The sequence below is a fragment of the Bradyrhizobium sp. WYCCWR15520 genome (genome assembly GCF_056174665.1).
This window is the reverse complement of sequence record NZ_JBWBWM010000007.1, coordinates 195,974-219,954: the sequence shown is the minus strand read 5'-3', so window position 1 is coordinate 219,954 and position 23,981 is coordinate 195,974. Positions and strand designations below refer to the sequence as shown.

At 63.3% G+C, this 23,981-nt stretch carries 21 protein-coding genes; 9 read left to right on the top strand and 12 right to left on the bottom strand.

Features of this window, described 5'->3' with window-relative positions; all coding sequences use genetic code 11:
• Positions 1–120 precede the first annotated feature (120 nt).
• Both AC0QUY_RS10635 and AC0QUY_RS10630 read right to left on the bottom strand, forming a co-directional pair.
• Positions 121–2,844: an EAL domain-containing protein gene (locus AC0QUY_RS10635; protein ID WP_475386797.1), complete on the bottom strand. Its 2,724-nt coding sequence runs from the start codon at positions 2,842–2,844 to the stop codon at positions 121–123.
• A gap of 80 nt (positions 2,845–2,924) precedes the next feature.
• Positions 2,925–4,052: a FecR domain-containing protein gene (locus AC0QUY_RS10630; protein ID WP_475386796.1), complete on the bottom strand. Its 1,128-nt coding sequence runs from the start codon at positions 4,050–4,052 to the stop codon at positions 2,925–2,927.
• Between the two features lie 183 nt (positions 4,053–4,235).
• On the opposite strand from AC0QUY_RS10630, the gene AC0QUY_RS10625 reads away from it, so the two are divergent.
• Positions 4,236–5,966, top strand: a complete 1,731-nt coding sequence (locus AC0QUY_RS10625) for a ShlB/FhaC/HecB family hemolysin secretion/activation protein (protein WP_475386795.1) — start codon at positions 4,236–4,238, stop codon at positions 5,964–5,966.
• A gap of 2 nt (positions 5,967–5,968) precedes the next feature.
• On the opposite strand, the gene AC0QUY_RS10620 is transcribed toward AC0QUY_RS10625, so the two are convergent.
• The gene (locus AC0QUY_RS10620; protein ID WP_475386794.1) at positions 5,969–6,364 is read right to left on the bottom strand and encodes a hypothetical protein; all 396 of its coding nucleotides are present in this window, start codon (positions 6,362–6,364) and stop codon (positions 5,969–5,971) included.
• Positions 6,365–6,594: 230 nt separating this feature from the next.
• On the opposite strand from AC0QUY_RS10620, the gene AC0QUY_RS10615 reads away from it, so the two are divergent.
• Both AC0QUY_RS10615 and AC0QUY_RS10610 read left to right on the top strand, forming a co-directional pair.
• Positions 6,595–8,061 carry a caspase family protein gene (locus AC0QUY_RS10615; RefSeq protein ID WP_475386793.1) on the top strand — a complete coding sequence of 489 codons (1,467 nt, stop codon included), beginning with the start codon at positions 6,595–6,597 and terminating at the stop codon, positions 8,059–8,061.
• Positions 8,062–8,116: 55 nt separating this feature from the next.
• Positions 8,117–10,153, top strand: a complete 2,037-nt coding sequence (locus AC0QUY_RS10610) for a pyrroloquinoline quinone-dependent dehydrogenase (protein ID WP_475386792.1) — start codon at positions 8,117–8,119, stop codon at positions 10,151–10,153.
• A 32-nt stretch (positions 10,154–10,185) separates the two neighbouring features.
• Here the strand turns inward: AC0QUY_RS10610 and AC0QUY_RS10605 are convergent, their stop codons facing one another.
• Entirely contained in the window at positions 10,186–10,647 is a 462-nt protein-coding gene (locus AC0QUY_RS10605) for a PaaI family thioesterase (protein ID WP_475386791.1), read from the bottom strand.
• A 237-nt stretch (positions 10,648–10,884) separates the two neighbouring features.
• Between AC0QUY_RS10605 and AC0QUY_RS10600 the strand changes: the two genes are divergently transcribed.
• The 3 genes from AC0QUY_RS10600 to AC0QUY_RS10590 all read left to right on the top strand — a co-directional run bounded on the left by AC0QUY_RS10600 (position 10,885) and on the right by AC0QUY_RS10590 (position 11,921).
• Positions 10,885–11,166, top strand: coding sequence for a hypothetical protein (locus AC0QUY_RS10600; RefSeq protein WP_475386789.1), 282 nt, complete (start codon positions 10,885–10,887; stop codon positions 11,164–11,166).
• 81 nt (positions 11,167–11,247) lie between these two features.
• Positions 11,248–11,478: a hypothetical protein gene (locus AC0QUY_RS10595; RefSeq protein ID WP_057838826.1), complete on the top strand. Its 231-nt coding sequence runs from the start codon at positions 11,248–11,250 to the stop codon at positions 11,476–11,478.
• Positions 11,479–11,582: 104 nt separating this feature from the next.
• Positions 11,583–11,921, top strand: a complete 339-nt coding sequence (locus AC0QUY_RS10590) for a PilZ domain-containing protein (RefSeq protein ID WP_475386788.1) — start codon at positions 11,583–11,585, stop codon at positions 11,919–11,921.
• Here AC0QUY_RS10590 and AC0QUY_RS10585 read toward each other — a convergent pair.
• The 5 genes from AC0QUY_RS10585 to AC0QUY_RS10565 form a co-directional block, all read right to left on the bottom strand.
• Positions 11,918–12,166 carry a DUF6894 family protein gene (locus tag AC0QUY_RS10585; RefSeq protein ID WP_475386811.1) on the bottom strand — a complete coding sequence of 83 codons (249 nt, stop codon included), beginning with the start codon at positions 12,164–12,166 and terminating at the stop codon, positions 11,918–11,920. The two genes, AC0QUY_RS10590 and AC0QUY_RS10585, sit on opposite strands and share 4 nt — an antisense overlap.
• A gap of 212 nt (positions 12,167–12,378) precedes the next feature.
• Complete coding sequence (locus AC0QUY_RS10580) at positions 12,379–12,558, bottom strand: hypothetical protein (RefSeq protein WP_161853648.1); 180 nt, start codon at positions 12,556–12,558, stop codon at positions 12,379–12,381.
• 725 nt (positions 12,559–13,283) lie between these two features.
• Positions 13,284–13,520: a hypothetical protein gene (locus AC0QUY_RS10575; RefSeq protein WP_475386787.1), complete on the bottom strand. Its 237-nt coding sequence runs from the start codon at positions 13,518–13,520 to the stop codon at positions 13,284–13,286.
• Between the two features lie 453 nt (positions 13,521–13,973).
• Positions 13,974–14,099: a hypothetical protein gene (locus AC0QUY_RS10570; protein ID WP_256380278.1), complete on the bottom strand. Its 126-nt coding sequence runs from the start codon at positions 14,097–14,099 to the stop codon at positions 13,974–13,976.
• 1,369 nt (positions 14,100–15,468) lie between these two features.
• A complete protein-coding gene (locus AC0QUY_RS10565) occupies positions 15,469–15,651 on the bottom strand; it encodes a hypothetical protein (RefSeq protein ID WP_475386786.1) in 183 nt (60 codons plus the stop codon).
• Between the two features lie 573 nt (positions 15,652–16,224).
• On the opposite strand from AC0QUY_RS10565, the gene recA reads away from it, so the two are divergent.
• The 3 genes from recA to AC0QUY_RS10550 all read left to right on the top strand — a co-directional run bounded on the left by recA (position 16,225) and on the right by AC0QUY_RS10550 (position 19,418).
• On the top strand, positions 16,225–17,316 hold the full coding sequence (gene recA, locus AC0QUY_RS10560) for a recombinase RecA (protein WP_161853652.1): 1,092 nt from the start codon (positions 16,225–16,227) through the stop codon (positions 17,314–17,316).
• A gap of 120 nt (positions 17,317–17,436) precedes the next feature.
• The gene (locus AC0QUY_RS10555; protein WP_475386785.1) at positions 17,437–18,438 is read left to right on the top strand and encodes a hypothetical protein; all 1,002 of its coding nucleotides are present in this window, start codon (positions 17,437–17,439) and stop codon (positions 18,436–18,438) included.
• On the top strand, positions 18,384–19,418 hold the full coding sequence (locus tag AC0QUY_RS10550) for a hypothetical protein (protein WP_475386784.1): 1,035 nt from the start codon (positions 18,384–18,386) through the stop codon (positions 19,416–19,418). Before AC0QUY_RS10555 ends, AC0QUY_RS10550 begins: the two co-directional genes overlap by 55 nt.
• Before the next feature lie 111 nt (positions 19,419–19,529).
• Here the strand turns inward: AC0QUY_RS10550 and gcvP are convergent, their stop codons facing one another.
• The 3 genes from gcvP to gcvT are packed head-to-tail and all read right to left on the bottom strand — an operon-like array spanning position 19,530 to position 23,949.
• Entirely contained in the window at positions 19,530–22,403 is a 2,874-nt protein-coding gene (gcvP, locus tag AC0QUY_RS10545) for an aminomethyl-transferring glycine dehydrogenase (RefSeq protein WP_475386783.1), read from the bottom strand.
• Positions 22,404–22,415: 12 nt separating this feature from the next.
• The gene (gene gcvH, locus AC0QUY_RS10540; protein ID WP_065728594.1) at positions 22,416–22,781 is read right to left on the bottom strand and encodes a glycine cleavage system protein GcvH; all 366 of its coding nucleotides are present in this window, start codon (positions 22,779–22,781) and stop codon (positions 22,416–22,418) included.
• Positions 22,782–22,803: 22 nt separating this feature from the next.
• The gene (gene gcvT, locus AC0QUY_RS10535; RefSeq protein ID WP_475386782.1) at positions 22,804–23,949 is read right to left on the bottom strand and encodes a glycine cleavage system aminomethyltransferase GcvT; all 1,146 of its coding nucleotides are present in this window, start codon (positions 23,947–23,949) and stop codon (positions 22,804–22,806) included.
• Positions 23,950–23,981: the final 32 nt, after the last annotated feature.

Sequence of the window (23,981 nt, the reverse complement as noted above, 5' to 3'; positions counted from 1 at the left end):
GTGGTCATCGCGTTCACAGGGCAAGGCTAGGGGAAAGAAGTGGAAAATCGCGTTGTGGCGAGGGTCGGATTCGAGCGGTCGCGTTAACGGATCGTTCAGCCTGATCAGGCCGCTCAGCCGCTACGCCACCTCGGCGGCGGGAGCGGTGAGGAATTTGGCTTCAAAATCGCGGGCCGGCATCGGCTTGCCGAAGCAATAGCCCTGTCCTTCTTCGCAGCCCATCTTGACCAGGAAGTCGGCCGTGCCGCGGTCCTCGATGCCTTCGGCGATGACGGACAGGCCGAGCTGCTTGCTCAGCCCGATCGTCGAACTCACGATCGCCGCGTCGTCGGGATTGGTCAGCAAGCCCAAGACGAAGGAGCGGTCGATCTTCAGCCCGTCGAGAGGGAATTTTTTCAGATAGCTCAAGCTGGCGAAGCCGGTGCCGAAATCGTCGAAGACGAGGCGAACGCCAAGCTCCTGAATCTCGAGGAACGTATTCAGCGCCTCCTGCTCGTCGTGGAGCAGGATGTCTTCCGTGACCTCGAGCTCCAGGCTGGTCGGACTCAAGCCGGTGCTGGCAAGCACCTGCGCGACCGAGATGGCGAGGCCGCCCGACTCCAGTTGGGACGGTGAAAGATTGACGCCGATGCGGAGCTTGTGTCCCGCGCGTTCCCAGGCGGCGCCCTCGGCGCAGGCGGTTTGAAGAACCCAGTCGGCGATCCGCTCGGAAATCGGCGAGGTATTGACGACCGGCATGAATTCCGCCGGAGAAACCAGGCCCCGCTCGGGATGGCGCCAGCGGATCAGGGCTTCGGCGCCGATCAGGCGGCCGTCGGCCAGATGCAGTTGTGGTTGGTAGAACAACTCGAACTCATTGCGTTCCGCGGCCAGCGCCAGCTCAGCCTCCAGCGTCAGGCGCTTCTCAAGTTCGCGGCGGATCGAGTCCTCGAACAGCACGTAGCCGCCGCGGTTGGTCGCCTTGGCACGACTCAGCGCCAGATGCGCGTTGCTGAGGAGCTCGTCCGCCGTTCGTCCATCGGCCGGGCAAACGGCGGCGCCGATGCTGACCTTGACGCGGAGGTGGCGGTTTCCGGCCAGCAGCGGCGCGTCGAAGCTGTCGCCGATTTGTTCCGCAAAGCGGTTGAGGTTTTCTGCGATGTCGCTCGTCGGAACTGCGATGGCGAATTCGTCTCCGCTCAAACGAGCGACCAGACCCGCCGGCGGAATAGCCGCCGTCAGTCGCTGCGAAATGGCGCGAAGCACGAGATCGCCACAGGTGGTGCCGAGCATGTTGTTGATCTGCTGGAAGCCGTCGATGCCGATCACCAGCAGGGCCACCTTGCCGCCGCTTGCCTCGGTCGCGGAAATTTTCGCGTCGAGTTGGGCGTGAAGGGTGTTTCGGTTGATGAGCCCTGTCAGCGTGTCGTGCTCCGCCAGATACTTGATCCTCTCGGCTTCGCGCTTGCGTACCGAGATGTCGCGCAGGATAGCCCCGAATTGAAAGCCGTCGGCGCCTTGCCAGCCGGAGAAGGAGGCTTCCACCGGAAACACCTCGCCATTGCTGCGGCGCCCGTCGAACTCGACCACCGATCCGGCAGCCAGATGGGCCGCGTCCTCGATCGAAAAGGAAGAAGTGGGGAGGGCTTCATCGCGGGCGCAGATTTCGTCGAAGGGGCGGCCGATCATTTCCTCCGGCCTGTAGCCGAAGATCGCAGTCGCGCCCGGATTCCAGACCGTAATCATGTAACGAGAATCCGTGCAGATCAGGCCGTCGCCAAGCGACATCGCCACGCGCTGGAAGCGGCTCTCCGCGACCCTGCCGAGCAGATCGCGGATGTCGATTTCGTCGAGCGCGATGGCCGCGACATAGACGACGATGGCGATATGAAACAGCGACGTGTCGAAAATGAGCGGGAAGGCCGCCTGCAGGGCAAAGGCCCCGGCCTCGAGGGCGACCGCCGTTGCGCCGAGCATCGCTACGCGCTTGCCGGCGGAAAGGCGGCGCCATGAGAACAGCATGATCAAGGCAAGGAAAGCGAGGCCGGTCAGCGTGATGACGTGCGAAGTCCATTGCAGCGCGCGGTTCTGAAGCAGCGATTCCGCCGCCAGTGTCTGCAGCACGGGGCCGGACAGGATCACGCCATTCGGGACACTGAAGCGGTCACCTAGTTCGAGTGCCGTGCCGCCGACGATGACCTTCTTTCCCTGAAGCTTTTGCAAGGTCGCCGGGTCGCCGCGCAGGACGTCGACAAAGGATACTTTGGGAATGCCGGCCGTTCGGATGCTGTAGTCGATCAGGAATGGCGTTCGCTTTTCGCCGTATTGGCCGGAGAGGACGGAAGCCATCGAGGGCACGAATTTGCCATCCAGCTTCTCGCCGAACGGATAGCGGCGGACGAGGCCGTCGGGGCCGACCTCGACATTGACGAGCGCGGGCCAGGAATGCTCGGCGAACTGCTGCAACGGGCGATTGATGTGAAGCGTCGTCCTGTCGGTGCGCGGCTGCTGGAAGGAGGGCAGCACGATCGATCCGCCAGCAGCCTGCAGGGCTTCGGCAAAGTTTCGGTCCGACGCGGCGTCGGAAGGCGTGGAGAAATCGACATCGAGCGCGATGTCCTGGACGTCCGCGTTCTGAAGCTGCCGGATCAGTTCGGCGTGGAACAGGCGCGGCCACGGCCAGACGCCGATCCTTTCAATCGACGATGCGTCGATCGCGATCACCACGATGTCGCCGCTGGCCTGGCGCGACTGCCACGCGAATCGCAGGTCGGCCAGTACATTGCGAAGCGAGCTATGCCAGTCGCCCGCCAAGACGATCGCCAACGCGATCATCACGAAAAGATGCAACCGATACTGTTTCACGTGGTCACCATTCTGGTGGTCGAATGCGGCGTCGTTGGGCTTGTGGCTTTCAGCTCGTGCTATGCGCGTGGCTCACCGGTTCAGCTTCTGCCCCGGCCGTTGCCATTGCCGTTGCCGTTCCCATGCCCATTCGCGTTACCATTGCCCCTGCCGTTGCCATTGGCCCCGTTCCCATTGCCGTTTCCGTTTCCGGTGCCGTTGCCGTTCCCATTGTTGTTTTTGCCATTGCCGCTTCCGCCGCCTTCCGAGCCGCTGGAGGCAGCTATTGCGGCGCTGACGCTGGAAGCGCTGCTTGCGCCCGCTGTGTTGGTGGCGCCGTTGCCCTGGCTGTTGTTCGCCGTGTCGGACGCGTCCCAGACCGTGTTGCCCCTGGCGGCGTTACGCGATCCGCCATGCACCGCCGACTTCTCGCGGGCGAGGCCGTGGGTAACGCGATGGACGTTGAGGCGGACTTCGCCTATCGACGACGAAATGCGGGTCACGCCTGGCCTGACGAGATGCACGCCCGATTGACGGGACGGTTGGACGCCTTGTCCATTGGCGGCGCTGCGCATCGCCGTAAAGCCTCCGCGTGGCACTGGCGTGCGATCGACCGAAGGCGCACGGGGCCTGCCCTGCTCGATTGGCGCGAGGACGCCGGCTCCGCCCAGTGACAGCCCGGTCTTGCCGCTCGCGAAGGCCGTCGCATGCTGGCCGGCCATCACTTGCGCGATTTGGCCGGTCTTGAAGTCCGAAACTTCAACTTGGCCGCGGATCACGTCGACGCTGGTCTTCCCCGCATTGATGGTGACGCGGAATTGCGTGCCCTTCACCACGGCGGCGAGGTAAGGCGTCTCGACTTCGAAATGCTTGACGTTGCGCTTTTCGACGTCGAGCAGGATCGAGCCCGCCTTCTGCACGATCGTCGTCGACAGCCCTTCCTTCTTCTCGATGGGGACGCCGACCACGGAATTCGGCGCGATCAGGATCGCTTCGTCGCCGCGCGTCAACAGCGCGCGGCCGTTACGGCCGGTGCGAACGGTGTCGCCCGGCTTCAAGACGTCTTCCTGCTGCAGCGATGCCTGCTGAACGCCACTGCCGGCGAGCCAGACTTCGCCGGAGGATTTGCTGACTATCCAGTCGCCACCATCGGCGGCGAACGCGCTGGACGCCGCCGCGAGGAAGAACGCTGCCGCGAGGGCTTTTGAGACGTGAGGAATCGCACGCATGAAACTCTCTTCGATTGCCGCTTTGTCCCGAATGCTATCGGGAATGTTTCAACATTGAGTGAGCAGGAATCGTGTTCTGCGTCGTCGGCATTAACCATTCGTTGACCATAATTTTCTATTAAAAATCAGATGGCTAGCGGTTTCACTAACGTTCGCGGTTCGTTGTCCGTACAAGTACGGAAGTTGAACTCTTCAGCTTTGTCCCGCGCGGTGGTGATTAGCCTCGGGTTGTGTTCGGCCGGCTGTTTTTCGGCGAACGCGCAGCATGCGAACCAGCCCGCGTACGATCCGAAGCAGACCGAGAAACGTTTCGAGGACCAGCAATCGGGGCAGGGCGCGAACGGGCGCCCGAAGCTGCCGTCGCCGCATTTCGCCGGCGCGGAGCGGCAGGGAAACGCGATGCCGCTATTCGTGCTTCGGCGAGTTTCGATTACCGGCGCGGTCGCGATCCCGCAGGACCGGCTGGTGATGGCCTATCAACCCTACATCGGAAAAAAAGTATCCCAAGCCGACCTGGCTGCGATGTCTGCTGCGGTCGGCGATATCTATCGCGCCGCCGGCTTTCATCTCAGCCGGGCGATCGTCCCGCCGCAGGACGTCCAGAGCGGTGTGCTTCGCATTCAAGTCATCGAAGGTAGCATCACGGAACTGACGCTGAAGGGCGACGGCGCCGAGCAATTCGGCGTCCAGCCGATGCTTGCTGCGGTGCTGGCGGAACGGCCGTCGCGGCTTGCAACGCTCGAACGCGCCTTGCTGCTGATCAACGGCCGGCCCGGCGTGCGGATCGAGGACACTGCGATCGAGGAGATCGGCATCGCGACCGGCCATTTCCGCCTGATTCTCTCGTTGAAAACCTGGCACGTCTTCACCTCGTTCGGCGTCGACAATCTCGGATCGTCCTCCGTCGGACCGTGGCAGAGCTACGGGACGGCGGCGTTCAACTCCTATCTCGCGCCCGGCGATTCCTTCGTGGTGAATCTTTCGACGACGCCCGGCGATGTCAGGCAGCTCGCATTCGGCCGCATGTCCTATGAGGTGCCCGTCGGCACCGATGGCGCCCGCGTCGGCGCGTCGGGCTACTACAGCGAGGTCCGGCCCGGCGATTACCGCCGTCTCTATGGCGACACCATCAAGACAGAGTCGTTCGAAATTCGCGGCAGCATCGTTCCCTTGCAATCGCAGAAGTCGGGCCTGACGTTGACCGCGGCAGCCGGCTTCACCAATGCGTCCGAGAAAGACGTGTTCGGCCCGATCTACGCCGATCGCATCCGCACCGCTAGCTTCACGGCCGACTACCGCCTGCAGGACGATTTCGGCGGTACCAACTATCTGACGGCGAACTATCGCCAGGGCCTCGACATCCTCGGCGCCTCGCATCGCGGCGACGACGACCTGTCGCGCTTCGGCGCGTCAGGCAGATTCTCCGCGCTGAATTTCTGGTTCACGCGCTATCAGACGCTTACGGACGCGTGGTCGCTGAAACTGGCCGCGGCCGGCCAGACCGCGTCCGGTCCTCTCTTTACTTCGCAGCAATTCTATCTCGGCGGCATCGCGTTCGGCCGCGGCTATGGCAGCGCCGAGATCAGCGGCGACAACGGTCTTGCCGGCACCGGCGAACTGCGCTTCGACCAGAAAACAAACCTGTCATATCTCAGCGGCTACCAGCTCTACGCCTTTGTCGACAGCGGCGTCGCCTGGAATGACGGCTACCGCCTCAGCGACGGCCTGTCGCTGTCCTCGGCCGGCGGCGGCGTCCGCTTCTTCCTCGCCGACGGCCTGCAAGCCGACATCGGCGCCGCCGCGCCTCTCAGCTATCGCGCCCCCGATAATCCCACCCGCGGCGCACGCGTGCTGTTCTCGCTGACGAGCGCGCTGAAGCTCTGTCCGGTGCGCGCGACGACAAGGTGTTTGTAGCGCTAGACCGGCTCGTAGCTTTCGTTGTTACAGGTATCCTCAGCCTCGACCTTCTGCCGGTCGGCAATCACCCCGTCGGCAATCTCGATCTGGTAGGTCTGCGTGCCCAATGGCTTGCCGGTCACCGAAACGACTTCGGCCTTGACGCAGGCGGTCCAGCCCGGGCCACGGAGGTTGGGGCGTGGCTCGGAGACGCGAACGTGGGTCGGTTGCGAGGCCGCCACGAACACCGAGTCCAGTTTCTGCCGCAGCAGCATCTTGACGTCGGGCGGCGTTCCCAGCGTGGGCGGGTCGGGCGCCTTGCCGCGCATGAAGTCGGGCACCGGCGCGCGGACGTCGGCGAAGCCGCAACCCGCGACCGTCAGCGCCGCGCCCACCACCAGCGCTATATGAACCACGATCCGCCGCATCGGAGGTTGTTTTACCCCGGCGGCGCCATTCCGGACAGGGGATTGCCGCACACAAAACGATCTCGCGACTGTGATTTGGATCACTGCACGGGATTCCGGGCCTGCGACAACATCCGCTTTCAATCGGGTCGCCGTCGCCTCACGTGGCGCGGCCGGCTTGAACCTTTGGCTTCGGGGACGTGACCAATCCGAAGCCTGCATTGTCGGGAGGTGACATCATGTTCCGTCACACGTTGTTTGGGTTGATGGTTCCCGCCGCGTTGCTTTTGGGCGCACCGTCTGCTTTCGCCGAAAACCGGCTCGCGCTGGTGATCGGCCAATCCGCCTATCGCTCGGTGCCGGCGCTGCCCAATCCGGCCAATGACGCCAAGGCGGTCACCCAGTTGCTGACCGATTCCGGCTTCGAGGTTTCGACGGCCTCGGACCTTTCGCAAGGCCAGATGCGGGATAAGGTCAGCGAATTCGCCGGCAAGGTGGCAGCCAAGGGTCCCGACACGGTGGCCCTGGTGTTTTACGCCGGCCATGGCCTGCAGATCGACGGCGAGAATTTTCTGATTCCGGTCGACATCGATGCGAAGCGCGAAGCCGACATTCCGATCCAGGCGGTGCGCCTCAACGACATCCTCAATACGCTGACCTCGGTGCCGAGCAGGATGCGCATCCTGATGCTCGATGCCTGCCGCAACAATCCGTTCCCCGAGCTGAAGACCGCCGGCAGCGGGCTGGCACTGGTCGATGCCAAGGTCGGCGCCCCCGGCACTTTCCTGTCGTTCTCGACCTCGCCCGGCGCGGTGGCGGAAGATGGTTCCGGCAACAACAGCCCCTATACGACCGCGCTGCTCGCCGCCGGCAAGGAGCAGGGGATTCCGATCGAAGAGACCTTCAAGCGTGTCCGGCTGGCGGTGAACAAGGTCACCGAAGGCCGGCAGACGCCGTGGGACAGCTCTTCGCTGACCGAGGATTTCCGCTTTTCCGGCGGCTCCATCGCAGGTCCCAAGCCTGCCGCGCAGCCCAAGAAGAGTGTTGCCGAATGGACGCGCGACCTGAACGGCAAGCCGGTCGGGGCGGCGAACGATTTGATCGTGGCCGACGGCACCGACGAAGCCTATGAGGCCTTTGCCGGCCTCTACCCGCAGACCTCGCTCGGACGGCTGGCGCGCGACTGGCTGGTCCGGCACCGGCGCATGGTGGCGTGGAATAACGCCGTGCTGATCAACACCGCACCCGGCTATCGCTCGTTCCTGACGCGATTCCCCGACAGCGATCTCAGCGCGACCGCGCGCAAGCTGGAGGAGCGGCTGCGTAACCGTCCCGAGTTCGCCCCGGCCGTTGCGGCCGCCAACGCCGCGCTGCCGCAGAATGTTGCGCTCGCCGCGCCGATGTGTCCCTGCAACGTACAGCCGCCGCAGCAGCAACCGATCAAGGTAAATGCGCCGGTCCGGCGCGTCGAGCCGGATCCGCCGAAGAAGCGGGTCGATCGCAAGCCGCCGCGCCGGAGCGAGCCGGATGACGACGTCGTGGTCGTTCGCCGTCCACCCCCGCGCGTGGTGTACGACCCGCCGCCGCGCGAAGTGTACGAGCCATCGAGACCGCCGGTCAGCATCGGCATCGGAATTGGCCTCGGCGGATTTGGCGGCGGCCGCGGCGGCAACTACGGCGATCATGGCGGCCGGGGTAGATACTGACGTGCCAATAGGGTAATCGATCCCGCAAGCGTTGCATTGCGCTTGCGGGGGCAGGATGCGAAATCCGGTTTGTCTGTTCATTTCCTTCGTTGCCATCTTCTGCCTCGGTATCTCGCGTCCGGCTTCCGCCTGGGAGCATTGGGGCGGCGATCGCGGGGGATCGCGGTTTTCGCCGCTCAACCAGATCACATCAGACAATGTCGGCAATCTCGTTCGCGCCTGGGAGTTTCGCACCGGCGATCTGAACGCCCGCGCGCCCGAAGTGATGAGGCGGACCAAGTTTCAGGCTACCCCGCTGCTTGTCGAGGACAGCCTGATCTTCTGCACGCCCTTCAACGAAGTCATCGCGCTCGATCCCGGCAGCGGGGCGCAGAAGTGGCGATACGATCCCAAGATCTCGACCGCGCAGCGCCCTGCCAATCGCTACAACTGCCGGGGCGTCGCCTATTGGGTTGATGGCAACGCGTCCGAGACCGCCGCCTGCCGCGCGCGCATCTTCATGGGTACCAACGACGCGCGCGTGATCGCGCTCGACGCGAGGACCGGCATTCCCTGCGCCGATTTCGGCGCCAATGGCGAGATCAGGCTCGAGACCGGCATGCCGCTGGAATGGCCCGGCGAATTCCAGATCACATCGGCGCCCGTCATTATCAGCGACACCGTCATCGTCGGCTCCGCAATCGCCGACAACCGCCGCGCCGAGGCGCCGGCCGGAACGGTGCGCGCGTTCGATGCACGGACGGGACGGTCGCGCTGGAGTTTTGACCCGCTGCTGCATGATGGCGTCACCGCCGGCCACGCCAATGTCTGGGCGCCGATGTCGGTGGACGAGGAGCGCGGCCTGGTGTTCCTGCCGACATCCTCGCCGAGTCCGGACTTCTGGGGCGGCAAGCGGCCCGGCAACAACGACTATGCCAATTCGGTCGTGGCGCTGCGCGCCAAGACCGGCGAACGGGTCTGGTCGTATCAGATCGTGCATCACGACGTCTGGGACTACGACCTGCCGGCGCAGCCCACGCTGGCACGCATCGATACCGGCGACGGCCAGCGCGACGTCGTGATCCAGCCGACCAAGCAGGGTTTTGTGTTCGTGCTCGATCGCGACACCGGCAAGCCGATATGGCCGGTGGAGGAGCGCGCGGTACCGCAAGGCGACGCCGAAGGCGAGCAGCTCTCGCCGACACAGCCGTTTCCGACCCATGTGCCGGCGCTGGTGCCGCAACGGATTTCGGCCGATGACGTGTTCGGCCTCGTCCCGTTCTGGGACGGCGAGGCCTGCCGCGCGCAGGTCGCATCGGCGCGTAACGACGGAATCTACACGCCGCCATCAACGCAGGGCTCCGTGGTGTATCCGATGACCGGCGGCGGCGTGAACTGGGGTGGGGCGGCATTCGATCCGGTCAACCAGATCCTTTACGTCAACACGACGCGGGCGATCCACATCATCAAGCTGTTGCCGCGCGCGACGATCGCCGATGGATTCAACCCGCCGCCGGGTCACGACTTCGGACGGCAGCAGGGCACGCCGTTTGCTATGACGCGCGCGGTCGCGTTGTCGCCGCTGGGGTTATTGTGCAACAAGCCGCCCTGGGGCGAGATGGTTGCGGTCGATCTCAAGGCGGGGAAGATTGTCTGGCGCTCGCGTGTGGGCACCACGGAGGATCGCGCGCCGCTCGGCATCGCTCTTCCGTTCGGCACGCCGCTCGTCAGCGGCGTCGCGATCACCGCTGGCGGCCTTGTCTTCAGCGGCGCGATGGATGCGTACCTGCGCGCCTTCGACGCGCGATCGGGGCAGGAGCTATGGCAGGGAAGGCTGCCGGTGCCCGGCGTTGCCAATCCCATGACGTATCTTTGGAAGGGCGAGCAATATGTCGCGATCGGCGCCGGCGGTCATTCCGAGTCGGGCACGACCATCGGCGACAGCGTGGTGGCGTTTCGCCTGGCACGGCGGGGCGAGTCGCCTTCGCTGTGGTCGCGCACCATCGACCGGCCCGGCGGGCGCTTCATGAGCGGCGCGATCGTGGCCGGGTTGGTGGTGCTGCTGATGGTGGGACTCGTGTGGCGCCGGCGGCGGAGCAGGGTGAGGGCGTGAGCTGACGCGCCTTTGCCTGGCCTTGCAAGTCCCTACAGCATTGCGAACGCGCTCGAGACCATAGCCACCGGCTTGTTGTCGGCGGCGGAAAGCAGCGTGACGCGGCCAAAACTCATGGTGCGGCCGAGACGGACGACGCGCGCGTCCGCCAGCACGTCGGAGGTGGAGACTGCGCGCATGAAATGCGTCGTCTGGTCGACCGTCGTCATCGGCCGGTAGCCGCGATTGGCGGCGAGGTTGGCGATCACCATCGCAGTGTCGGCGAAGGCCATCAGCGCCTGGCCCGACACGGTGCCGCCATTGCGGCACAGCCGCTCCGAGAACGGCAGGCGCAGCACCGCGCCCGGCTGCCAGTCGGCGGCATTGTCGGGCGGGACAACGTCGAAGCGCTCGATCGACAGATTGAGATCCATCACCCATGGCGCAAAGACCTCTCCGAGCACCCGCCTGGCTTCCGCGATGCCGAATTCCGCCGCTTGTGGCTGTTGTTGCATGAACGTGCGCTTCCTCGTCCGATCTTGATGTCGGCGCATTGTAGTGGTCATTGCGGCGAAGGGAACAGCGGCCGCAGGCGGCAGATGCGGTGCCATTTTGCAGCGATTCCGCGCCATCGCCGCAAACAGTGCGATTCCGGGCATCGGACCAAAGGCGGGGAGCCCGCGCGCTTGGCGGGGCGGTCGGGCCGGTGGTATCTTCCCCGAAACGCCGAAAGCGTCCCAAAGGAGAGCGTCATGAGAATGCTGAGCGCGGCCGTGGTGGTGGTGGTGTTGTTGACGATGCCGGCCTACGCGCAGACCCCAAACATCAACCTGATGCCAGAATTCCAGTCCAAATCGCCGGAGGAAAAGGAGCAGGATGCGATCAAGGACAGGGCCTATAAGGATTCCTTGAGGAAGATCCCTGACGCCAAGGTCTCTTCCGATCCCTGGGGTACGGTGCGGAGCACGGACGCGCCCAAGGCCGCCGCGCCCGCCAAGCAGTCGAAGAGCAAGACTGGCAGCACCAGCCAGTAATGCCTTACGATAAGGGCGAGTAGGATTCGCTCGCCGCGCCCCCTATATTTGACCTGTCGTCATCGTGTCTGGAGTTCCGACATGGTCTTTCGTCCGCGTGATCTCGCGAGTCGGATGGCCGGCCGGCGCAAGCCGGGCGACGGCTATCTGCGCGAGACGTTTACGCTGCCGCGCGACGAAGCGCGGGCGAGGGCGCGCGACTTCCTTACCCGCTATCCCAAGGCGGCCTATATGAGCTCGGTCGAAAGCTGGCGCGAGCTGCCCGGCGGCGAGATCGAATTCACGATGCGCAGGCTTGCCAGCGCCGATTAGGCTTGGGTTGTGCCGGAATTAATATCGACTCCCCGATTTTTGCCGAATTCCGATAACTCGGTATTCAGGTGTTCCGCCTAGTATTTCTACGTACTGGAGAAATCATGGCGAGAGACCGCAAAGACCTGGGGGCCCGCAAGTTCGTTCGGGTCGACCTGCACAAGCAGGGATTCCTGATCCCGGCGCCGGATGCGCCATGGATCCAGTGCTACATCCTCGATATTTCCGACAATGGCGCCTGTCTTGATGTCGGCGACCTCGCGGTGCCGAAGATGTTCGGCCTTTCGCTGACCGCAGGCGGCGAGGTGCGGCGAGTCTGCACGTTGATCTGGCGCAGGGGCGAACTGGTCGGCGTCCGATTTGTATCGGCCAAGGAGCTTCGGGGTGAGGTGGCGCCGCCAGGCGAACCCGAGCCCGCTTCTCGGAAGGCGCCCGCTAACTAGCGTTCGTCGGTATCCTGCAGCGTCTCCGCAACCAGCCGAATCCGGAACACCGGCTTTCTGGATTCATCCAGCAATTCCATTTGCCACTCGGCGTTTTCGGAGAGCTTTCGGGAAATGTCCGCGATCATGTCGCCGCATACCCCGGTCATTTCCTTCCAGGCGGCGTTATGGTCTACAAATTCCGCGCCGTCATTGCTGACGCATGCATCTTCGCCATGTCGAACGCGGAAGAAAAAGACCGGCATGGCAAGCTGACCAAATGCAAATTGGGCCGCCGCCGGCCCCGTGATCCCCAAGCGCCGGGAGTGGATTCCTGGCGTATCGAAAGATCAACTCCGGGTTTTTACGGGCCCAAGCACCTTGCCGGGCATATAAAGCGTTGATCCCTCAGCCTTAACCTGATGTAATTGCTGAAATCTCTTCTATGGAAGACCTGTGGAAGCCTCCAGCCAGCGAGTTATTTCCGTTCGGCTTTTTTTAGCTCCCGATCGATCCGAAGCTGGACCCGCCGGATAGCAAGCAGATTGAGCTTGGCCTCGGTCTTTCCCACGACCACCCGCTCGCCGATACGGAATTGCCATTTCCAGATGCCCGGAGCGACCGCGGTCACGCTGTATTCGACGCCCTTGTGAATCATATAAAAATCCCGTTGCGGGTCCCCACCGCTTCAAAATTCAATCCTCATACTTAAAATTGCAATTGTTATTCAGTACAGCTAGACAGAGAGAGTCTGTCACATGCCGGTTTGAACACCGGCGAATGGAGCGGGAGAGGCTTGGAATTACCTGCGCGGCCCCAATTCAGGGCGTTAGCCTGGCGCGCCGTTGCGCCAGCTCGCGACAATCTTCAACTGGATGCGACGCACGGCAAATACCGAAAGCGTTGCCTCGGTCTTTCCCGACCCCACCAGGTCGTCGATCCAAAATTGCCACTTCCAGAATGCGCCACTTCCAGGACCCGCCGCTCCCAAGGCTTCCCATCGTCGTCAGCGCATATTCTGCGCTTTGTGATTCATGGAAATCGCCCGCACTCCTGCAATAGCGCGAGCGGAATGCAAAGTACCATAGATCGCCCGTTCGATAAATAACGGTTGCCGCGCGGGAGCGCGCGCCGGGAAAATCCTCCTCCGCTGCCAGCGTTCAACCCCGCGGACGCGCCCAAATTCCCGGGCCGCTTTCATGCCCGCAAAAAAGCACTGCGCCGCGCAAGCGGAATATCGTCGCTTGGCGGCGCAGGCCTATTCCCCGAGTATGCAATTGCCCAGGCAAGAATTTTGTCTGCGCGCAACGAAAAAGGTTCAACGCCATTCAGGCGAATTTGCCGGGCGATTTGCCCGCTGAAACGGGCGGCGCGGATCGTGCGCTAGATCCTGGTCATGCCGGCGTAGTGTCTGCCGCTGTAGGGGCCGACGTGAACGCCGGTCTTCATGCACTCCGTCTTGGCCGTGCACATCTGAACGCTGTCGGATTGGTCGGCGGAATCGCGAATGCAGGAAGCTGCGTAGGCGCTGCAGGTGTGCGGGATCGCGCGCCGGTTCATTTGCCTGACGTAAGCGACCAAGCGGCCACCATCGGACGACTGGCAGCACTTGCCGTTCATTCATTTCGGCAATGTGCGAGGATTTGGCTGACCCGGCCGAACCATGGGCAGGATGCAGTTGGGCAGGCGACGCGTTGAAGGGAGAAGGCCGCCGACGGCCGCTGCTCTCAATCCTGACGCGATGGATAAGGTTGCCGCGACGGAATGTGGGTTCGCGACGGCGCGTCCCCGGGCCGGACGGGCGGCGGCACTCGCGCGGGCTCCGGTGAGCGGCTGAGGCTCAGGAGCCGGGTGAAGAGATCGGCGCCATGGCGTTGAAGCATTGGCAGGATGGGCTCGTAGGCGAGGGCGGTCATTTGTATCTGCATACGGTGATGCATAGCGCACGCGCCTTGACGGACGGTGCAGGTAAAGCCGCAAGCACATCTAAAATTGTAAGCGATCTCATCGGCGTCTCCCATGCAGGCCGGCCGATAACGATGAGGCCGCCCCGGTGGCGGCCTCATCGGAGAGCTAGCCTTTCGGCTGCTCTACATCAGGCGGCCGGGGGCTGGCGTCCGGCGCCTTTTCACTCCTGGCCGAAAGGTCGGCGGCCTTGTCGAGAAAGCCCGCGGCGACATCCGGATCCGTGGTGGCCATTGCAAACTTGAGAAAGGTTGCCGCTTGTTCCGTCAGATATTTTTTTCCCGGCACAATCCTGGTTCCCCTTTACTACCCGTTACTACCCTTCGCGCTGCACCCGATCCGATTACGCACTGCGGTCGAATCCGTTCCGGAGAAAAAGTACAAAAGTGAACTTAAGGCGGGCCAAGCTTGGCACGATCGTGCGCTCGGCCCTTTTCCGAGCCCATGGTGCCAATGGAACCGAGGGCCGGTCCGGCCGGCAACAGCCGATCAGTCCTCGCCCAGAAGCTTGCCGGTTTCCTTGTGGATGAAATGAAGCCGGGTGCAGGCCAGACAGAGGACGGAAACATACGAATTGGGCCCGTCCTCCGGGGCGGTCGCCGGAAGCCAATGCTGAACGTTCGTGCCCAGCCGTGGACATTTGAACAGGATATGTCGGCCCATGGGCGGGAAATATGCCGGTCCTCCCGCGCCGGGTCACTTCCGTATGTTTGCGTAGTTGGGGGGCCGGGCGGCCGGAAAGATGCAGCGTTCGCTTGGGTGAGTATGCCGCGAAACGCAACCACGGCGCTCCTAGGGTTCGGGTACGAAAACACCGTGGTGTTACGGAATCCCCAAGGCGCGTCGAAAGCCCTATGGTGGCTGTCGCCGGGGCTGCTTTTCATCCCGAACCAATTTGTACCGGCTGGGGGCCGCCTGCGAGGCGGCCCTTTCATTTTTGCGCGCAGGCGGACCAGGGTTTGCTCAAGAGAGGTCGCCGGCCAATGCGGCCCAGGCAGCTATTTCTTTGCTGGCCGGAGCAGGTCATCACGCCGGTGCTGAGGCGGCCCTTCTGTCCACTTGTATGCACAACGCGAGTTGGGACACCGCTAACTTTAGACTAGGACAGGGCCTCGGAATACGGACGGCAGCCGCAATTGCCGTGCTGCCCTAAACGAAAGAGGCCGCCAACTGAGGCGGCCTTACTTCTTTCTAGGCTGGTTCTGGCGGTTGAAGTCCCGGCGAGGAAAGCCATTCGTTGATGTGGGAGGCAGTTTCTAGCTGTCTGATCTTCTGGAGCAGCCCGTCCCTCTGAGGACCAGGTTTGAGCTGGGCAATTTGGGCTTCCAGCTTCGCCTTCTCGGCTGCGATATTTTCCTCGAACGTGTGGGGAAGAGATCGGCGACGCTGCATGACACAACCTCGTGCTTACGGGTCCTAACCGTAGGGTTTGCACTTCCGATCCTAACATGCAGATGCCCGGCCGTCGGTTCCGAAGTGAACAATCCAAATCAGGCCACGGTGAATTTCAAACTAGGCGACTGGGGTCGGAAACAGGCCAGTGCCTTATGGTGCTGTCCTAATTTGGCCCGTCAGGCGGCCTACGGCCCGTTGTCGCTCAAGTTCAAGCCTCCGCGCTGACGAAAATATCGAACGCCTCGTAAGCCTGTTGCGGCGTCTTTCCGTCCTTGAATGCGTTCGGGAAACTGAAGATCGTATCCGCTAGAAGGAATTCATCCGGCACAGGAAACAGGGTGCGAAGTTCGGCAAGCCAGCTCGCGTATGAGGGAGGGGTGAACTTGCCCAAGGTGTAGCTATCGCTGAATGTGTGCATTTAGCTCGGAGCCTTCAGGCCGGGAGATCGCAGCCACTCGCTCAAGTGCGATCCGGTTTCGGCTTGTCGCGCCTTGCGGATTGTGGCCTCCCGAACCTCGCCGGGCGGGAGCAATCTGGCTTGCTCGCGCAGGCGGCAGGCCTCGTCGGCAAGACGTTGCTCTAGGGTGGTTTCAGGTCGTGTGTAGCGGCGTCGCTGCTGCATAGGGCTGCTCCGTTCCATAGAGGAAGGCGGGAGCGCAATCGGGCATTCTCATCACCGATAGAAGCCGAGGGCTGCGCGGTGATCGGGGCAATCTGGCATGTCCGGCAGCCGATATACTGATCAATACAGCTCACATCGCGAAATCATTAACAGCTCAAATTAGGCCACTGTGATTTTCAACTTAGGCCAGGGTCGAAACAGGCCAGTGTCCCAACACGAAAAAGAACATATTGCGAACATAGAACAAACGTGGTACAAAAATCCCTAGACGAAATCGAATCCAAAAAGCCTCTCGCTGCCGTTTGTCCCGCTCGCGAATCCCCGCCATAAGGAGCACGTATTATGTCCGCCACTGCCCTGCGTATCGTTGAAGGATCCTCCATGGATAAGACCAAGGCCCTGTCCGCCGCGCTCTCCCAGATCGAGCGCCAGTTCGGCAAGGGCTCGGTGATGAAGCTGGGCAAGAACGACCGTTCGATGGACGTCGAGACGGTGTCCTCGGGCTCGCTCGGGCTGGACATCGCGCTCGGCGTCGGCGGCCTGCCGAAGGGGCGGGTGGTCGAAATCTACGGGCCGGAATCGTCAGGCAAGACCACGCTGGCGCTGCACACCGTGGCGGAAGGGCAGAAGAAGGGCGGCATCTGCGCCTTCATCGACGCCGAACACGCGCTCGATCCGGTCTATGCCCGCAAGCTCGGCGTCAACATCGACGAACTCCTGATCTCGCAGCCCGACACTGGTGAGCAGGCGCTGGAAATCTGCGACACGCTGGTGCGCTCGGGCGCGATCGACGTGCTGGTGGTCGATTCGGTGGCGGCGCTGGTGCCGAAGGCCGAGCTCGAGGGCGAGATGGGCGATGCGCTGCCCGGCCTGCAGGCGCGGCTGATGAGCCAGGCTCTGCGCAAGCTCACCGCCTCGATCAACAAGTCCAACACCATGGTGATCTTCATCAACCAGATCCGCATGAAGATCGGTGTGATGTATGGCTCGCCGGAAACCACCACCGGCGGCAACGCCTTGAAATTTTATGCCTCCGTCCGCCTCGACATCCGCCGCATCGGCGCGATCAAGGAGCGCGACGAAGTCGTTGGTAACACCACCCGCGTCAAGGTGGTGAAGAACAAGCTGGCGCCGCCCTTCAAGCAGGTCGAATTCGACATCATGTATGGCGAGGGCGTCTCCAAGATGGGCGAGATCCTCGATCTCGGCGTCAAGGCCGGCATCGTCGAAAAGTCCGGCGCCTGGTTCTCCTATGACAGCCAGAGGCTCGGGCAGGGACGCGAGAACGCCAAAGCCTTCCTCAAGGCCAATCCCGACATGGTCGCCAAGATCGAGCTGGCGATCCGCCAGAACTCCGGCCTGATCGCCGAGCAGATTCTGGCCGGCCCGGCCGAGCGCGACGCCGATGGCGAGGAGCCGGCGGACGACGAATAAGCTTCAGAAACGCTTCAGGGGTTAAGGCCTGAAACGTGACAGACGGGTGCTGTAGACGTTGAGTTGCCGACGTCTTCAGCGCCCGTTTTGTTTGGTGGGTAGGTATCATCGGAGAGTGCAATGAAGCCTCTGGTCCTGACCGGCTGGTTGACGCCGGACTTTATAAAGAATGACTTCGCGGACCTCCTGCTGGATCTAGCCTTTTTCGACTTTGTCTGGGGACCGCAGCCCTCATCGGATGAACTCGCAGCCCATCTTGGTCCGCGTCTCGCAAGCCACGACGAAGGCACACACTGGTCGGACTGGGGCGTCCACCGGAAACAGAGCGAAAACAGGACGCACCCTGATGCGAGCCTGGCCGAATTCTGCGAGCAATACGAAGCCGTCGAATTGTGGTTCGACGTGCGACCGAGCGCGCAGCTGAAACTGATCTGGCTGCTTGATTACTTCCGCTCCTATCCGGAAATCGTTGGCAGGTTGAAGCTGCGTCTCGTCGATCTGGATATGAGGGAGCTTGAGACGTTCGGCCGGTGGGACCCGCCGGCTGTTGACGTCACGGAAAGGGAGTTGGCGACGGCGAGCGCGGCCTGGCAGGCTTGGCGATCGCCCACGCCGGTTGCCTGCTTCGATTTGCTCAGAAGGGATTTGAGCGCGTTGCCGCTGCTCAAACCTGTCCTGATCGATCTGCTCGAAGAACTGCCGTCAGGTTCGACAGGGCTTGGCGCCTCGGAAATGCGGATGCTCGAGTTGATCGCGCGAGGGTACTCGCTCACAAATGCGCTCTTCCATCTCTACCAACTGCGGCAAACGCGCATCTTCGGCGAGTGGGAATACGGCTATTTGCTGGATGGGCTTGCGTTTGGCCCGCGCCCTGCCGTGGCAGGCCTCGACGAGGAACTGCGCACGCTCGACCGCAAGAATTTGCGGGACCGGCATCCTGCTTACCTACGTAGCCGGCTCTCGATCACCGAATTCGGCAAGGCGGTCCTCGCGCACGAGGAAGACTTCAGCCGGCACAACCCGATCGACCGTTGGTGGGGCGGCACGAGACTGACCAACGATACTCTGTGGCGCTGGAATCCGGCGCTGGTCGCGCCCTCCCGCAGGCAAGTCGCACCATGACGCGTCTGGTCCTGACGGCAGATTCCTCAAGTGCGGCCTGCGTTGTATCGGCCGCTCTTGCCGATCTGGCTGTCGCCATCGAGCTTCGGATGGTTTGGGGGGCGCCGCGTTCCGATGCGGAGCTTGCAGCATTTTTGGAGGCAAAGACAACGCAAGGGCCGGACTCGAATTGGCTCTATTCTCTGCCCCGGCAGCGCCGTCAGCAGCTCGGCTTCAAGGATCTCGGGTTGATCGAGGCTTGCGAACGTTGCGAAACGGTCGAACTCTGGATGGAAACCGAGCCGAACGCCCAACTGGTATTGATCTGGCTATTGGATTGTCTCGGCCCGCGGGCGAAAACCTTAAGGATGATTTTGCGACACGTGGATGTCTCTCTCGGTGAGGCAGACCCGGCGCGTCTCGCTAAATCGAAGTTCATGGACGTCGCCATCACCGATGATCATCTCGAGATCGCAAGCCTTGCGTGGCAGGCCTTCCGGGCGCCGACGCCACACGCCTGGTCCAATCTATTGGGGAGGGATTTGAGCATCCTGCCGCAGCTTAGGCGATGTGTGCTGGAAATGCTCGAAGAGTTACCCGGGCGCGCAACCGGGCTTGGCGCGTCCGAGTTGCGAATCCTGGAGTTGATCTCAGCAGGCTACGATCATCCGTTCCACGTGTTTCCCAATTTCAAGCAGTGCTTTCAGCGTCGCGTGTTCGGTTATTGGGAAGTTGGAGCTATCCTGGAAAAGCTTGCACTTGCTCCGGTGCCGGCCGTGTCAGGCCTCACGAAGTGGCCGTTCACGCTTGAGATGCACGATCAGCCTGAACGATACGAGCGGTACAAGGCAAGCCGGCTGTCGCTCACCGCGCTCGGCAAGGCAATCTTGGCAGGCACCGAAGATTTCAGCCGCCACAACCCGATCGATCGCTGGTGGGGCGGCACGCAGCTGACTAACGACCGGCTGTGGCGCTGGGACCCCGTCCTGCTCGTGCCGTAGGGGCGTGGCATGACCCGTAGCGACCGTAGGATGGGTAGAGCGCAGCGAAACCCATCAAATCCCTGTGCGGCACGATCATGGGTATCGCTTCGCTCCACCCATCCTACGAAGCTATTCGGCGGCCTGTGCGTAATCCGCCACCGGCGGGCACGAGCACACCAAATTGCGGTCGCCATAGACGTTGTCGACGCGGCCGACGGGGCACCAGTATTTGTCCGTCCGCGAGGTGCCGGCCGGGAAGCAGCCCTCGGCGCGGCTATAGGCGCGCTGCCATCCGTCGTCGGCGATGTCGTGCACGGTGTGCGGGGCATGGCGCAGCGGCGAGGCCTCGATCTTCCAGCGGCCCTTTTCGACCTCTGATATCTCGTTGCGGATTGCGATCATGGCGTCGCAGAAGCGATCGATTTCAGCCTTCGATTCCGATTCGGTAGGCTCGATCATCAGCGTACCTGCGACCGGAAAACTCATGGTCGGGGCATGGAAGCCGTAGTCGATCAGCCGCTTGGCAATATCGTCGACGGTGACGCCGCTCGTCGTCTTGAGGGCGCGGGGATCGACGATGCATTCATGCGCGACGCGGCCCTTCGCATTCTTGTAGAGCACCGGGAAATGCGGATCGAGCCGGCTTGCGATGTAGTTGGCGTTGAGAATCGCGATCTCGGTGGCGCGCGTCAGGCCTTCGCCCGACATCATCAAAATGTAGATGTAGGAGATGGTCAGGATGGACGCCGAGCCGAACGGCGCCGCCGACACCGGACCGACGGAAGCCGGCGCCGTGCCGTCGGTGGCGGGATGGCCGGGCAGATAGGGCGCCAGATGCGCTTTGACGCCGATCGGGCCCATGCCCGGGCCGCCGCCGCCATGCGGGATGCAGAAGGTCTTGTGCAGATTGAGATGGCTGACGTCCGCGCCGTAATCGCCGGGCCGGGACAGACCGACCTGCGCATTCATGTTGGCGCCGTCGAGATAGACCTGGCCGCCATGGCTATGGACGATGTCGCAGATCTCCGTGATGTGCTCCTCGAACACGCCGTGGGTCGAGGGATAGGTGATCATCACCGCGGCGAGATTCTTCGAATGCTTCTCGGCCTTGGCGCGGAGGTCGTCGACGTCGACGTCGCCGCGCGCATCGCAGGCCGTTACCACCACCTCCATGCCGACCATGCTGGCGGACGCCGGATTGGTGCCGTGCGCGGAGGAGGGGATCAGGCACACCTCGCGGTGCGGCTCGCCGCGCGCCGCGTGATAGGCGCGGATCGCCAGCAGCCCGGCATATTCGCCCTGCGCGCCCGAATTCGGCTGCAGCGAGATCGCGTCATAGCCGGTGATGTCGCACAGCGCTTTCTCGAGCCGTCTGAACAGCACGTGATAGCCGCTGGCCTGCTCGGATGGCGCGAATGGATGAAGCGAGCCGAACTCGGGCCAGGTCAGCGGGATCATTTCCGTGGTCGCGTTCAGCTTCATGGTGCAGGAGCCGAGCGGGATCATGGCGCGGTCGAGCGCGAGGTCGCGATCGCTGAGCTTGCGTATGTAGCGCAACAGCTCGGTCTCGGAACGGTGCGTGTGGAACACGGGATGGGTAAGAAACGCACTGTCGCGTTTCAGGGCGGCGGGCAGCGCCTCGCGCGCGGTGATCTCGAATTCGGCATAGGAAAGCTTGCCGCCAAACGCGCGCCATACCGCCTCGACGGTCGCCGGCGTAGTGGCCTCATCCAGCGCGATGCCGAGCGTGCCGTCACCCAGGCGCAGATTGATTTTCTCAGCGTGTGCCCGGACGACGATCTCGCCCTGTTTGGCCCCGACATCCACCGTCACGGTGTCGAAGAACGCTTCGCTCTTCAATGCAAAACCAAGCTTGCGCAAGCCCGCCGCCAGCACCGCTGTGCGCCGGTGCACGTTGCGCGCGATATGGGTCAGCCCTTCGGGGCCGTGATAGACCGCATACATCGAGGCGATCACCGCCAGCAGCACCTGCGCGGTGCAGATGTTGGAGGTGGCCTTTTCGCGACGGATGTGCTGCTCGCGGGTCTGCAGCGCCAGCCGGTAGGCCGGCGCGCCCCGCGAATCCACAGATAAGCCGACGATGCGGCCGGGCAGCGAGCGCTTCAGCGCGTCGCGCACCGCCATATAGGCCGCATGCGGTCCGCCATAGCCCATGGGCACGCCGAACCGCTGCGCCGAGCCGATGGCGATATCCGCGCCGAGTTCGCCGGGCGAGGCGATCAGCGTCAGCGCCAAAAGATCGGCGGCGACCACTGCGAGCGCGCCCTTGGCGCGCAGCGCCGCGATCGCCGGCTGCAGGTTGCGCACCGTACCTGACGTGCCCGGATACTGCAGCAGGCCGCCGAACACCTCGGCCTTATCGAGATCAGTGAGGGGATCGCCGACGACGAGATTCCAGCCTAGCGGCTCGGCGCGGGTGCGCAGCACCGCGAGCGTCTGCGGATGCACTTCGGCATCGACGAAGAATGACTTTGTCCTGACCTGCGAGGCGCGCTCGGCGAGCGCCATCGCTTCCGCCGCGGCGGTGCCCTCGTCGAGCAGCGAGGCGTTGGCGACGTCGAGCCCGGTGAGATCGCAGATCATGGTCTGGAAATTGAACAGCGCCTCCAGCCGGCCCTGGCTGATCTCGGGCTGATACGGGGTATAGGCGGTGTACCAGGCCGGGTTCTCCAGAATGTTGCGCTGAATCACCGCGGGCAGGATGGTGCCGGAATAGCCCTGGCCGATCAGCGAGGTGAACACCTCGTTCTGCGCGGCCAGCTCGCGCATATGCGACAGCGCCTCGGTTTCGCTCAACGCCGGGCCCAGATCGAGCGGCGCCTTCTGCCTGATGGAGCCGGGCAGCGTCTGGCCCATCAATTCGGCAAGGCTGCTCGCGCCGACGCTATCCAGCATGGACTGGATGTCGCGGGGCGAGGGGCCGATATGCCGGCGCACGAAATCGGTGGCGGCTGCGGCAGTGGTCTTGAGCGGCGCGTTCATGGCTTGCTTTCCTTAAGCCGTATGGGCCTTGTAAGCGGCCTCATCCATCAGGCCGCCGAGTTCGCTTTTGTCCGCGATCTTCAACTTGAAGAACCAGGCCTTGCCGCCGGCGTCGGAATTCACCAGTGCGGGCTCGGCGGCGAGCGCTTCGTTGACTTCGATCACCTCGCCAGAGATCGGCGCGTAGACGTCGGAGGCGGCTTTCACGGATTCGACCACCGCGGCGGCTTCGGCCTTCTTCAGGGCGCGGCCGACCTTGGGCAGTTCGACGAACACGACATCGCCGAGCTGCGACTGCGCATAGTCGGTGACCCCGATGGTGGCGACATCGCCCTCGATGCGGAGCCATTCGTGGTCGGATGTGAACAGCGTGGTCATGAAACTTCCTCTGGCGTTTGAATCAGCGTTTATAGGTGTTGGGAACGAAGGGCATGGAAGCGACCTGCAGCGGCAGGCGTTGACCGCGCACTTCCGCAAAAACCTGCGTGCCGTTCTTGGCGAGCGATGTCGGCAGATAGCCCATCGCGACCGGCGCATTGAGGCTCGGCCCGAAGCCGCCGGAGGTAACCTTGCCGATCGGCTCGGCAGCGGCGCTATCGGCGAACAACAGCGCGCCTTCGCGCACCGGCGCGCGGCCTTGCGCGAGCAAGCCGACGCGGCGGCGCGCTGCGCCGGTTTCGAACTGGGCGAGAATCTTGTCCGCGCCCGGAAATCCTCCGGCGCGGGCGCCGCCGCTGCGGCGGCTCTTCTGCACCGACCATTCCAACGCGCCCTCAACCGGCGTCGTCGTGGTGTCAAGGTCATGGCCGTAGAGGCACAGGCCGGCCTCGAGCCGCAAGCTGTCACGTGCGCCAAGGCCGATCGGCAACACGTCAGGGTTTTGCAGAAGCATCGTCACCAGTGCCTCGGCCTGTGCGGCCGGCACAGAAATCTCAAAGCCGTCCTCGCCGGTGTAGCCGGAACGTGAGACGAAGCAGTCGAAGCCGGCGACCTTGCGCGGGCCGCTATCCATGAACCGCATGGCGGTGACGTCGGCACCAAGTTTCGCCAGTGCCGATTCCGCCTTTGGTCCCTGCAGTGCAATCAGGCCGCGATCGCTCAGAGAATCGATAATGCAGCTCTCGGAGAGATGCGCGCGCAAATGCGCTTCGTCCTCGGCCTTGCAGGCGGCGTTGACCACCAGAAACAGGTGGTCGCCGAAATTCGCCACCATCAGGTCGTCGAGAATCCCGCCGTCATTATTGGTGAACTGGGCGTAGCGCTGCCGTCCCGGCGGCACCGCCACGATGTCCTGCGGTACCAGCCGCTCCAGCGCCAGCGCCGCGTCCTCGATCCGGCCCGATTTCGCCCGCAGCGCGAGCTGGCCCATATGGGAGACGTCGAACAGGCCGGCGGCGCTGCGCGTGTGCAGATGCTCCTTCAGCACGCCGGCCGGGAATTGCACTGGCATCTCATAGCCCGCGAACGGAACCATCTTGCCGCCGCGCGCCACATGGAGCGCGTGCAATGGGGTGCGTTTAAGGGGAGATTCGTCGCGTGCCAGCATCCGTTAGGCCCTCATGGGTTCCGGAGACCAGC

What these genes read in the sequence shown, in the direction of transcription:
- AC0QUY_RS10585 (WP_475386811.1), bottom strand. Translation starts at nt 12,166, where the DNA reads ATGCCGGTCTTTTTCTTCCGCGTTCGACATGGCGAAGATGCATGCGTC.
- AC0QUY_RS10575 (WP_475386787.1), bottom strand. Translation starts at nt 13,520, where the DNA reads ATGAACGGCAAGTGCTGCCAGTCGTCCGATGGTGGCCGCTTGGTCGCT.
- AC0QUY_RS10615 (WP_475386793.1), top strand. Translation starts at nt 6,595, where the DNA reads ATGTTCCGTCACACGTTGTTTGGGTTGATGGTTCCCGCCGCGTTGCTT.
- recA (WP_161853652.1), top strand. Translation starts at nt 16,225, where the DNA reads ATGTCCGCCACTGCCCTGCGTATCGTTGAAGGATCCTCCATGGATAAG.
- AC0QUY_RS10595 (WP_057838826.1), top strand. Translation starts at nt 11,248, where the DNA reads ATGGTCTTTCGTCCGCGTGATCTCGCGAGTCGGATGGCCGGCCGGCGC.
- AC0QUY_RS10580 (WP_161853648.1), bottom strand. Translation starts at nt 12,558, where the DNA reads ATGATTCACAAGGGCGTCGAATACAGCGTGACCGCGGTCGCTCCGGGC.
- gcvP (WP_475386783.1), bottom strand. Translation starts at nt 22,403, where the DNA reads ATGAACGCGCCGCTCAAGACCACTGCCGCAGCCGCCACCGATTTCGTG.
- AC0QUY_RS10590 (WP_475386788.1), top strand. Translation starts at nt 11,583, where the DNA reads ATGGCGAGAGACCGCAAAGACCTGGGGGCCCGCAAGTTCGTTCGGGTC.
- AC0QUY_RS10610 (WP_475386792.1), top strand. Translation starts at nt 8,117, where the DNA reads ATGCGAAATCCGGTTTGTCTGTTCATTTCCTTCGTTGCCATCTTCTGC.
- gcvT (WP_475386782.1), bottom strand. Translation starts at nt 23,949, where the DNA reads ATGCTGGCACGCGACGAATCTCCCCTTAAACGCACCCCATTGCACGCG.
- AC0QUY_RS10555 (WP_475386785.1), top strand. Translation starts at nt 17,437, where the DNA reads ATGAAGCCTCTGGTCCTGACCGGCTGGTTGACGCCGGACTTTATAAAG.
- AC0QUY_RS10630 (WP_475386796.1), bottom strand. Translation starts at nt 4,052, where the DNA reads ATGCGTGCGATTCCTCACGTCTCAAAAGCCCTCGCGGCAGCGTTCTTC.
- gcvH (WP_065728594.1), bottom strand. Translation starts at nt 22,781, where the DNA reads ATGACCACGCTGTTCACATCCGACCACGAATGGCTCCGCATCGAGGGC.
- AC0QUY_RS10600 (WP_475386789.1), top strand. Translation starts at nt 10,885, where the DNA reads ATGAGAATGCTGAGCGCGGCCGTGGTGGTGGTGGTGTTGTTGACGATG.
- AC0QUY_RS10605 (WP_475386791.1), bottom strand. Translation starts at nt 10,647, where the DNA reads ATGCAACAACAGCCACAAGCGGCGGAATTCGGCATCGCGGAAGCCAGG.
- AC0QUY_RS10570 (WP_256380278.1), bottom strand. Translation starts at nt 14,099, where the DNA reads ATGGCCACCACGGATCCGGATGTCGCCGCGGGCTTTCTCGACAAGGCC.